Source organism: Phaeobacter sp. HS011 (assembly GCF_018101215.1).
GTDB lineage: Bacteria > Pseudomonadota > Alphaproteobacteria > Rhodobacterales > Rhodobacteraceae > Phaeobacter > Phaeobacter inhibens.
This window is the reverse complement of the sequence record NZ_JAGEUF010000006.1, coordinates 30306-41656: the sequence shown is the minus strand read 5'-3', so window position 1 is coordinate 41656 and position 11351 is coordinate 30306. Positions and strand designations below refer to the sequence as shown.

The 11351-nt window shown below is 62.8% G+C and carries 7 protein-coding genes; 2 read left to right on the top strand and 5 right to left on the bottom strand.

Annotation, left to right across the window (positions count from 1 at the left end; genetic code table 11):
• Window positions 1-7: 7 nt before the first annotated feature.
• Window positions 8-1471 carry a membrane protein gene (locus tag J4721_RS12755; RefSeq protein ID WP_014873635.1) on the bottom strand — a complete coding sequence of 488 codons (1464 nt, stop codon included), beginning with the start codon at window positions 1469-1471 and terminating at the stop codon, window positions 8-10.
• A 161-nt stretch (window positions 1472-1632) separates the two neighbouring features.
• On the opposite strand from J4721_RS12755, the gene J4721_RS12750 reads away from it, so the two are divergent.
• On the top strand, window positions 1633-2385 hold the full coding sequence (locus tag J4721_RS12750) for a WecB/TagA/CpsF family glycosyltransferase (RefSeq protein ID WP_211002895.1): 753 nt from the start codon (window positions 1633-1635) through the stop codon (window positions 2383-2385).
• A gap of 19 nt (window positions 2386-2404) precedes the next feature.
• Here the strand turns inward: J4721_RS12750 and J4721_RS12745 are convergent, their stop codons facing one another.
• Window positions 2405-3388, bottom strand: a complete 984-nt coding sequence (locus J4721_RS12745; RefSeq protein WP_211002896.1) for a glycosyltransferase — start codon at window positions 3386-3388, stop codon at window positions 2405-2407.
• Entirely contained in the window at window positions 3388-4497 is a 1110-nt protein-coding gene (locus J4721_RS12740) for a glycosyltransferase family 2 protein (protein WP_211002897.1), read from the bottom strand. Before J4721_RS12740 ends, J4721_RS12745 begins: the two co-directional genes overlap by 1 nt.
• A gap of 172 nt (window positions 4498-4669) precedes the next feature.
• Here J4721_RS12740 and J4721_RS12735 point away from each other — a divergent pair, with 172 nt between their 5' ends.
• On the top strand, window positions 4670-5620 hold the full coding sequence (locus tag J4721_RS12735) for an ROK family protein (RefSeq protein WP_102874780.1): 951 nt from the start codon (window positions 4670-4672) through the stop codon (window positions 5618-5620).
• Between the two features lie 26 nt (window positions 5621-5646).
• Here J4721_RS12735 and J4721_RS12730 read toward each other — a convergent pair whose 3' ends face one another.
• Window positions 5647-9312 carry a translocation/assembly module TamB domain-containing protein gene (locus J4721_RS12730; protein ID WP_211002898.1) on the bottom strand — a complete coding sequence of 1222 codons (3666 nt, stop codon included), beginning with the start codon at window positions 9310-9312 and terminating at the stop codon, window positions 5647-5649.
• Complete coding sequence (locus J4721_RS12725) at window positions 9309-11252, bottom strand: autotransporter assembly complex family protein (protein ID WP_211002899.1); 1944 nt, start codon at window positions 11250-11252, stop codon at window positions 9309-9311. Before J4721_RS12725 ends, J4721_RS12730 begins: the two co-directional genes overlap by 4 nt.
• Window positions 11253-11351: the final 99 nt, after the last annotated feature.

Here is an 11351-nt window from a genome sequence, read left to right as displayed (position 1 = left end):
TGCGGCATCATAGCACGCTGCGCCGTTTGCGCGGCGGCGGCGCGGTGGCCAACGCCTGATGGCCATCGAACAGCTGCCGTTTGGGTGTGAAGAGACCGGGATATCGCAACCGCTCGGCATATCCCAGAACCGACCCGGCGCAGAGCCACGTCACCGGCGTCAGCGTGGCATTCAGCAACATGTCGACCAATGTGGCAGCCAGCATCAGCGCCAGAGGGGCCGCAAAAGGCGACAGGGTAGACGCCGCATGACGGCGCACCTGCTGCCACAGCAGAACCAGCGGCCCGGCCAACAGGCCCATCTCAGCGATATAGCCGACCCAGCCAAAGGTGCCGAAAACAAGGATCCAGCGCCCGTCAGGGATCGACTCGATCTCGCCGCTTTCCAGATTGCGGACCAGATTGCGGCCCCAGCCCCCCCAGCCAAACCAGGGTTTGTCGGCGGCGCGATCCAGCATCAGCGCCTCATTGGTGAACCGAAAGCCCAGCGACTGCGCCCGTTCGGGGCTGAAGGCCTGCGCCTGCGCAAGGATGGCATCTACAGGCACCAGCCCGAGGTTGCGCAACATCGGGTAGACAATCGCCACCACGCCCAGTGCGAGAGCAAGCCGCATCTGCATCCGGTAAGACGCCATGGCGACAAAGGGGGTGAAGATCAGGCCATAGACCAGCGAAGCGATGCTCTTGCACAGGATCAGCACCGCAAAAAGGTAAATCGCCGCCATGGTATAGCGTCGCTTGTCTCGGCCTTCGGCACTGCGGGCCAGAGATGTTGCGGCCAGCACTGACATCAGCACGAACAGCGCCAGCCACAGGCTGTGAGGCAGGAACACGATGGGGCGGAACCCGCCCTGGCGCATGGTCTGGCTGAAATCATGCTGGAAAAAGCCATAGACCCAGGTGTTGATCTGCGGGCTGAACCGGACCTCAAACAAGGAAGGGACGGAGTAGACCAACCCTGCCACCATCAGCACCATGACCAATTGCCGCTGCTGGTCGGGATGCGACAGGTAGCGTCGCGCCAAAAAGAACGGCAACAGCACGATCATCTGGTTGATCATCACCGAGCCGAGATCGCGCCAGCGCAGGCCGGGCAGGGCGTAGGTCGGAAAGACGATGGGCTCGGCGTTTTCGATCACGCGGAATACGATCGGGTCGCCGTTGGTCAGCACGGTGGCAATCACCGATCCCAGAAAGATCGCCACAAGCGCCCGCATCACCGGATGGCGCGGCCAGATTTCAACCCGTTTGCGTAGGATATAGGCACAGATAACAAAGGCAACGACAGCCGGGATGGAATCCTTGTCCATATCCGGCACCAATGGCAGGTCGAACACGGCAAGGGGGGGCAGGAACAGATAGCCGCCGATCACGCACCACAAAATAGCCTGTTGCAGCGACACCCGCTGAAACAGCTTATATGTGATCACCGGCCAGGCGATCAGCATCAGATAGGCTAATGCATTTGGCATCGCGTGCGGACCCTGCGCTCCTATTTGCCCCTATGAACATAAGTTTAGCCCCAGATGCCTGCGCTGTCGCCCGCATTCGTATTCTGAGGTAAACTCTTGAAACGGAGGCGGGGCCATGTGATCGAGGAGAAGGCTGGTTCTGGCGCATTGGGGGGAAGCGGGTGTATTTTGACATAAAGGACACGCGGATTGATGTGAATATTGCCGATCCAGCACGACTGGAGCAGGCGGTGATGGGGCATTTCCAGACCCGCCGCGGCTTTGCATTGGCGACGGTCAACCTCGACCATCTGGTGAAAATGAGCAGTTCGCCCGCGTTTCTGAAGGCCTATGCCGCGCAGGATTTCGTGGTCGCGGATGGCCGCCCGATCGTCTGGTTGTCGCAGCTTGCACAGCGGCCCGTGGCGTTGATGCCGGGCTCTGACATGGTGCTGCCGCTTTGTCGTTGGGCCGCGCGCGCCGGGGTGCCCATCGCCTTGGTGGGCAGTACCGACGTGGCACTTCAGGATGCCTCCCACGCCTTGCAGGCTGAGGTGCCGGGACTTGAGGTGGCCTGGTGCCACGCACCTTCCGGTGTGTTTGACCCCAACAGCCAGGAGGCAGAGAAAATCCTGTCCGAGTTGGCGCGTCAGAAAATTGGCTTGTGTTTTCTGGCCCTTGGCGCGCCGAAACAGGAAATCATGGCCGCCCGTGGCCGCGCCTTGGCGCCGGAGGTCGGTTTTGCCTCGGTTGGGGCAGGATTGGACTTCCTTGGCGGGCACCAAAAACGCGCGCCCGCCTGGGTGCGCGGACTGGCACTGGAATGGTTGTGGCGCGCGCTGAGCAGCCCGCGTCGTCTGGGACCGCGCTATTTGCGCTGCATCGCCATCCTTCCGGGTCAGCTGCTGCACGCGTTGCGGCTGCGCCATCCCTGATCGGGTGGGCGCTCAGCCGCTACTTGTATTCCAGTAGCCCTCGATTGCGTCCGCGCAGCCGCAGCCAATGATATTCCAACGCACCCTGCGCCTCGGCAAATTTGCCCAGCACGGAATAGAGCGCGCGGGTGCGGCCCATCCGGTGCGATAGCCGCAGAACCTGCGCGGGATACATCAGCAGCAGGACCAGCGCCCAGCCTGAAAATGGCAGGAGTATCAGAGTCAGTAACGGGATACCGGCCCCCCAAAGCAATGCGCGCCGGGTTTCCGCAACCCAATGATGTTCGGGACCTGCGCCATGCAGCGCTGCGCCTTCGGCGAAGGCAAAACCGGCACGGCGACTGCGTTGCCACCATTGCGAAAATCGGTGCATCTGCGCGTCGTGCAGCGTCATCTCCGCATCCAGCCGCCAGATACCCCAACCGACCCGTGCCAGCCGCAGGCACAGCTCAGGCTCTTCACCAGCAATCAGATCGTTGCGATAGCCGCCCACCTCCTGCAGGGCGCGCAGCCGCATCAGTGCATCGCCTCCGCAGGCTTTGGCCGGGCCGATGGGCGTGTTCCATTCGTCGTCGCAAAGTTGATTGTAGATCGAGGCGTCAGGGGCGCGTTCCCGCCGCCGTCCGCATACGACTGCCAGTTGCGGGTCAGCCTCCAGCCGTGCGGTTGCGGTGGCGATCCAACCGGGCACCACTTCGCAGTCGCCGTCAACCAGCTGCACGTAGTCACAGTCGCCATCAAGATGGGCCAGACCTGCGTTTCGGGCACGGGCCGCTGTAAACCGCTGGCTCATGTCGAGGCTAATGACCTTGATCCCCATCGTCTCGGCGGCGGCAACCGATCCGTCAGTTGATCCGCTGTCGACATAGATCACCCGGCGGACCTGACCTTGCAGGCTCTGCAGGCACGCGACCAGCCGGGCGCCCTCGTTGCGGCCAATCACCACCGCGTCGACGATTGGGGGTGTGGGAACCGGGGGGGGAGGAGAGGATAGATCAGGCACTAGTCTAAAATCTCCGTCAGATAGCGCGCTGAGACCTGCAGAAACCCGGCCTCGCGCAGCGCTGTAGGCCCGGTTTCGGGGTCATCGTATTTCTGCGCGGTTTGCGACCACAACGTCAGATCGGGCCTCTCGGCAAAGCCTGCAACCCGCAGTGCATCCTCACCATGGGGGATGGAAGCCGCCTCCAGTGAGGCCTGATCCCGCGCCATCGGATCATTGGCAAATTTATAGTGTTTTAGTACCGCCATCGTGTCCGCAACCCGGACGCCGGTCGACACATGCGGATGCACCGCCGGATCGGTGTCCGCATCAACAAAAACCAGCGGGTGTTTGCTCAGGCAGCAGCGCTCCCCGAAGACAGCACCACGAATGCCGCCAAACTGCATCTTGGGCGGCGGCGCATCGGGGATCTGGTTTCGGGATAGGAAAAAACCCAGCCCGGTTGCCGGATCATGATAGGGCAGGGCCCGGACGGCGCTGATATCATAATGGCAAAAACTTTGCTGCACTTCAGGGTAGGATTGCTGCGCCACCGACCGCAGCGGGGCCTGCGGGAACATCTCCAGCATCTGGGCCATCATCGCGCTATAGCCATGCCGGTTGAGGTAGCGTACCAGCCCGTTCAGGCCCAGCTGTGCTTGCCCCTCGAATTCAAGAATTTCGTCCATATCGGCAAAAAGACACCAGCGATCCGCAGAGAATGTCCGCGCCGCATATCCGCGAAAGATATTCTCGAACCGCCCCCAGGGCAGGCGGGATTGCAGCACCGTAACATCCGGTTCCTGTGCCAGCTGTGCCAGCGTGCCGTCGGTTGATCCGGTGTCGCAGAAGACGAAATGCGACACCCCAAGCGCGCGGTAGTGGGCCAGGAACACATCAAGGTAATACGCGCCATCACGGACCAGCGCGACCACGGTAACAGCCTCGCGCGGCAGGTCAATTTTCCGAGGTCCCGACAGATGCCGGAGCGAAACGCGAAATCGCAACCGGTCAAACGGCAGGCCGATCTTGCTGTCGAGCCACCCCGAGAGACGCGACAGCACCCGGCCAGGCATGCCGCTGGTCCGGACCAGGGCTGCGGTGCGGAGGGTATCTGTTGTGCCGGTCATCGGAACTCCTGTCTGACAGACCCAAACTGTTCAAAACAACCATCTGTGGCAAGCATATTGCGTGGCGTCGCTGGTAATGTTAGCGCTAAAATTAAGGCGGTCACAGAATTGCATTTCGGCTCTGAATACGGCAGTGTCTCGCGAAAATCGAACATTCAGAAAGGCAGAGCACATGGGCTCGGATATGACAGTGCTGGTTGGCGACGTGGGCGGTAGCAATACCCGGCTGGCCCTCGCCGGGCCTGAAATCGGGGTCACTGCCCTGCAAAGCTTTGCCAACGATAGCTTTTCTAGTCTGGATGACGTCTTGGCTGCCTATTGTGCGCAGCCTGACCTGCCGCCGCTGGCTGGTGCCTGCATCGCCGTTGCGGGGCCTGTTTATGGCAATGAGTATCAGCTGACCAATCGCAACTGGCAGGGCAGTGCTGCGGATCTCGCGCAGCAGTTGCAGCTTGGTGCGGGCGCGCGGGTTGATGTGATCAACGATCTGGCCGCGCTTGGACATTCGCTGCCCGCGCTGATCCCGGGCCAGCTGTCGTCGCTGCGTGCAGGGCATCAGCGGGGAACGCAGGCGCTGGTGGCGGGCATTGGGACCGGTTTTAATGTGTCGCTGTCAGTGGATGGTCACACCGCAGAGGCGGAGATGGGCCACACCAGCCTTTCGGCCCCTGTTGCATGTGGTCTGACGGAACTACTCGGCGACCGGGCAGGTGAGTTCGCCACCAATGAAGACCTGTTTTCGGGGCGGGGGCTGGTGCGGTATCATCAGGCGCTGCACGGTATCGCGGCCGAAGGTGGCGCGCAGATCGTGGCGGATTATCTCGCCGATGGCGACAGCCCTGCGGCCAAAACCGTAACCAGCTGGGCGCGGCTCCTGGGCGATTTTGCCCGCGAGCTGGTGCCGACCTATATGCCGGGGCAGGGGATTTTCTTTGCTGGCAGCGTGGCACGTGGCATTCTTGGCACCGCCGCCTGTGAGGTGTTCCTCAACAGTTTCCTGCAACCCGCCACCGGGGTACAGAGCCGCTGTGAAACCACGCCGCTCTGGCTGATCACCGATGATGCAGCCGGTGTCAGCGGTGCGGCGCGTTTCGCGCTTGAAAGAGCTGGTCGCAAGAGCTGATCCAGGAGGGTGGACGAGGGCGCGCGTCAGTAATCGCGCTTGAAGAAGAGACCAACGCCGGTTTCGCCCTCGCCATCGACCTTGCCTGTGACGGTCAGGCTTTTGCTGACATCCAGATTGATGCTCAGCTCGCTGTCGCCGCGGGTGTTAACATTGAAATCGGTATAGACGTTCTCCGAGACATAGCCGCCGATATCCAGAAGCCCTGCGCCAAGATTGTCGAGCCCGAGTTCCACATTGCTGGCCCCGGTTTCGTCCCGCAGCTTGCCCTCAGCGCGGTTGCTGCCACCGCGCCCGCTGAGGCTGGCGACGGATCCGGCCAGCCGGGCCAGGGCCAAGGGTGACAGATCCTGAATATTATCCCCGAACAGCAACAGCGCCAATGCCTCTTCACTGGGCCGTTCGGGGTCGGAGGTCACTTTGATGGAAGGGCTGTCGATCAGGCCTGAGAGTTCCAGCGTTGCAGTGCCTTCAGAAGTCGCAGCCGAGGAGCGCAGCAGCAGATAAGGCCTCAAGTCGCCCTGAAGGGTGATCCGCCCTTCATCAAGCGCCAATCGCCGTCCCAGAATATCGAAGGTGCCCCGGATCAGGCTGATCTGGCCAGCGGGGGCCAGATTGGCGGTGCTGCCGCGCAGCTGGATCTGGCCACCCAGCTCGGCGCGGACACCGCGCCCGCGGGCATTGATGCGATTGGGGGCGCTGATCAGTACATCCAGCAAGGTCCGACCGGATCCGTCGCCGCCGCCATTGCCACTGTCGATCAGCCCAGCCCGGGCACGGGTGCGGCGCACCTCGGCAGGTTCGCCCTGATGTCGAATATCGGGGATCGGCGCTGCGGTCACGGAACCACCAGCTGTGGCCAGGTTGATATTGGTCTCACCCACATCGATCCGCCCGGACAGGCGGTTGGTGCCGATCAGGCCACCAGAGAGCGTCAGCGCACCGGACAGCTCAGTTTCATAGGAAAGTTGGTCGCTCAGCCCGATATTGGCGAGGGCGATCTGCAACTGCGCATCAAAGGGCGCGGTCAATCCGACTGGTCCGGTGACGCGCAGCTGGCCACCATCGCGGGGCGCAGCTGTCAGCTGAATATTGGCTCTGGACCGCGCAATAGAGACTGTTGCGTTGATGGCATCGATCCGCTGCGCCGCTGCTGGAATGGCCAGCGAGGTACCGCTGGTGCGGATCTGACCGCTCAGATTTGCCAGCGATGGCTCTCCCTTCAGCGACAGATCGAATTGCGCCGGGCCACGGATCAGATTGGGTGAGATGAACGGGTTCAGACCCTCCAGCCGTAACTGCCCTTTGGCATCGATATCAGCGCGGCCTTGCACCTCATCCCAGCTGCCTGCAACGGTGCTGGTGACACCTGCCGGGCCAATGGCGCGGCTATTGATCTGCCAGATACCGTCGCGGCGACGTGCGGTGCCCTCGGCGGTCAACCGTCCCGGCAATCCGGGCACAAACCGCTGCACTTCGGCCACCAGCGCGTCAAAGGTGATATCGGCGTCGCCCTTGTTCTCTGAGACCGTGCCATCAAGATCCGCAGACAATCCCGTCGGCCCTTCAGCTGCGCCATCAAAGGTCCAGACCCCGGCGCGGCGGCTGGCGGTACCCTTGGCGCTCAGGGAGCCTGCAAGGGTGGGCACAAAGCGTTCCAGCGCATTGATTGCCGCATCGAACTGGAGATCGCCGTCGCCATTGGTGGTCATCTGACCGGTCAGCTCCGCACGGGAGGATTTGGGCCCTCGCAGCTCTGCACTGCCGGAGAAAATTTGGTTTTCACGGGTAATATCGGCGCTGAACTCCAAGGGGCCGGGCGCTTGTGGCAGGATTTTTTCCAGCTGTTTCAGCGTTGCGCTCAGGGAAAGCTGGCCAGAGGTACTGCCCAATTGCCCATTTGCCTGGGCGGTCAGCGCCTTTGCGTCCAGCTCGAACCGATCAATGCGCAGCCCGGCCTCATCGCGCGCGGCTTTCAACGCGATGGTGGTGGTGTCGCCAATCAGATCGTCAACTGGCTTCAGCCCGGCAGAGAGATCCTGACCCAGCACCGACAGATCAATGTCAAACGCCCCTGACAGCGGGGTCGCAGAGCCAACAGCGGTGGCAGTCATCCGTCCGTCCAGCGATTGCCCGGCAAGACCTGAGAACCGCGCGAGGTTCTGGGCGTTTGCTTCGATATCGGCCGCAATGCGCAACCCGCTTTCCAGCCCGTCGATGGTCACCGCACCGGTGGCGCCATAGTCTGTGCCCAAGAGCAGCATATCTGTGATCCGCAGCGCACCCGGGCCATCCGTGGTCACCCGCCCGTCAAAGGTAAGCGCTGCACCAAGAGCCTCTGCGAGCGCGGGATCTGTTGGCACCAGTCCGGTCAATGCGGCCGCGATCTGCCCGTCCAGCGACAGGCCCTGACTTTGATCAAGGGTGCCGGTCATCTCCAGTTCAGCGCGGGCAATACGCAGGTCCGGATTGTTGAGCCGTTCCATTTGTGCGGCCATGGTCCAATCGCGCCCCGCCGGTTTTTCCGCGCGCAGGGACAGGTCGGTGACGGTTGTGGAGCCGCCAGCCACCGGCAGCACGACGGCCTCTTGCCCGGGCGGTGGGGTCACATCGGCGCGCAAATCGGCACTTTCCAACGCCCCACCGGCAGCAACCTCTACAAAGCCTGAGATGTCCAGCGCCTGCGTGGTGAGGGCCAGATCGTCGATCATGACGCCGCCCATGGCGCGGGTCTGGCCGCGCAGCCGGGCGCGCATATCTGGACCGAAAAAGGGTTGATAGACCGGATCAACCAGTGCCGTGATATCGCCAGTCAGATCGGCACGAAATCCGATCGGGCGGCGGCCTAGGGCCGGGTCCGCAGGGGCATCGCCTGCTGCGGCAAGCACCACAGTGCCGCCGATGCGGCGTGCCCCATCCGTGTCCAGCGTCAAATCGGCGCTGAAATCCTCAACCGGGCCGCTGCCTTGCAGGGCAAGACGGATGTCGGGGCCACCGGGCAGGGCCAATGCGGTGGAGACCAACCCGCCATCGTCCTCCTCCAGGACCATATCAATGGTGATATTGCCGGTATCATTGGCAAACCCGGCCTTGAGATCGAGCCGGTCGCTGTCACGGTCAAGGCGGGCGATCTGCAAGGCGCTGTCGAGCGTGCCTTCAGCCAGGCTCAAGGATCCATCGAGGCTCAGCACAGCCGCCACCCCGATCAGATCCTGCCCAAGAGTGAGGCGCCCCACCTTGATTTCGCCGATATTGATCGACACTGGCAGCTCAGGCAACTGGAACGGCGCTGCTTCGGGGGGCGGCAGATCGGAGTCTTCCAGCGGTGCCGCCGGGGCGCGCGCAACGTGGATGCGATCCGCCTTCAGCGTATTGACGGAGAAATCGCCGCGCAGCAGCCCCAGCCGGTTCCAATCCAGCTCTGCCCCTTCGATGGTCAGCCAGATGCCTTCGCTATCAGCCACCGTCAGCTTTTCGAGCGTGGCCTGCGAGGACAGCGCCCCCTCCAGCCCTGTGACGCGGATGGCGCGGCTTTCACCGGAGAGTGTGTCTTCCAGAAAATCGACCAAAAGGCCGCCGGACTCTTCGCGCTCCTGCGCCAAGGTTTGCGTCGGGGCGAGGGTCAGCGTGGTTGCGATCAGCAGTGGCGACAGCAGGGCGGCAGGGCGAAGGGCTGCGAGGAGATGTTTCAAAATGCCTGTCCTATGCCGATATAGAATTGCAAACCATCGTCGCTGCCACCGTCCACCGGATAGGCAAGGTCCAGACGAATGGCACCGATACCGGCCACGTCATAACGCAGACCAACGCCGGCCCCGGCATGTCGGGCCGAGTCCGAGGAGACAAAACTATCCGCGTCCACCAGTCCGACGTCATAGAACCCGACAAGGGTGAACTTCTCACCGATACGGCCTCGCACTTCGCCCGACAGCGCCAGATATCCGCGCCCGCCTGAGGTGCCGCCACCCGCAGGCACGCCCAGTGACTGGAACTCGTGACCACGCACAGAGCCCGCACCACCGGAGTAGAACAGCAGGGTGGGGGATACTTCGGACAGCGACGGGCCGATCACCGATCCCATCTGCAGCCGTCCCGCCAGCACGATACGGTCGTCACTGCCAAAACCTTTGTAGGCGCGGCCGTCAAATTTCAGCTGCACCCCGGACTTGCTGCCGTCAATCCCGATGAAAGGGACAGCGCGGGCATCAAGGTAATAGCCGCTGGTGGCGCTCAGACTGCTGTCCCGTCCGTCATATTCCGCCCGCAGCTGCCCGACCAGATACTTGAACCGCCGCTTGCCAAAGACATCTTCAGCCAGGACGCTTTCGAACCCCAGGGCGGCCTCGGCGAAGAGTTTATCCGAGTAGACCCGGCGGACACCCACGGCACCCAATCCACGGGTGGCAGAGTAATGCTCCTCATCCAGCTTCTCTGCCTCAAGCAGGTAGAACTGGCTGTCATCAGGGCCAAAGGCCGCAGGCCGATCCAGACGCACAGCGACACGCCCGTCGAGGTCATTGGCGCTGCCAATCCCTGAAAGCCGGGCCTCAAACCTGAGCCGCTCCGCCCCGCCAAAGAGGTTGCGGTGCATCCAGGAGCCGCTCACCTCCAGGCCGTCGGAGGAACTCAGCTCAGCCCCGAAGGTGAAGCGCCGGGGCGGTTGATCTTCGATCCGTGCAACATAGTCCAGAGTGCCGTTAGGATTGGCGCGTTCGGCGGGGCGAATGGTGACAGCGGAAAACGCGCCCGTGCGGCGCAGCCGGGTGGCGGATCTGGACAGAAGATCGGGGTGAAACACCTCACCGGTCGGGAAGCCGGCGATCCGCTGGATCGCCTCCGCCCGCACGGCGGAGGGGTTGGCCAGTTGCAACCGGCCAAAGCGCAGCTGCGGTCCCGGCGCCAGACGCAGGCGGGCGTCAAGCCGTGCGGCAACGTGGTTGGCGGTGATCGACTGGCCGCCGACCTCGGCCTGCGGGTGGCCGGCATAGCGCCAGTTCTCGACCCCTGCATTCGCCGCGTCGCGCAGCACCGCGGTGGTTGCGGTGCGCCCGGTGGCAAAATCTTCGGGAATATCGACAGTGCGTTTCTGCGGCAGGGGGGTGATCTCGGCGGTGCCGAAGGTAAATTTCGGCCCTGCTTTCACTGTTATCTCAATGGATTTGATTTCGCGCGGCAGATTCAGTGGCTGGATCCGTGCCGCCTCGCGCCCATCCACGCGGATCTGCACCACAGGCGAGAAATACCCCTGATCATAGAGCACCTGAACCAGCGTCCGGTAATCCGACAACGCTGCCGCCATCAAGGGCTGGACACCGGTCTCCCCCCGGGCACTGGTGGCCAGCGTGGCAGAGGCATCCTGCAACAGGTCACGCAGATCACCGTCCGATCCGGGCGCAACCAGCCGGGCTTCTGCCGCCGACAGCGCCGCAGCGCTGCCGAAGCTCAGGCTCGCAGCACAAATGATGCAGCGACCAAACTGGCCCAAACGGCTGCGGCGGGGCATATCGAAAACGGAGCGGAGGAGGGCGCGGCAGTAGAACATAAAGGCTCCGAACAGACAAAATCGGCCCTGAGCCTCCGGCGGATATCTGGTGCCGCTGGCAAACATGGGGACCGGGATCACACCTAGCATAGGGCAAACCCGAAGTGTAACGTCAATGGAGCATGAAGAGTTCCCGGGTATTTTCCGTTCAACTCTCCGAAAGTGGGCGGTGCGTTCCGGCCTGTGGCT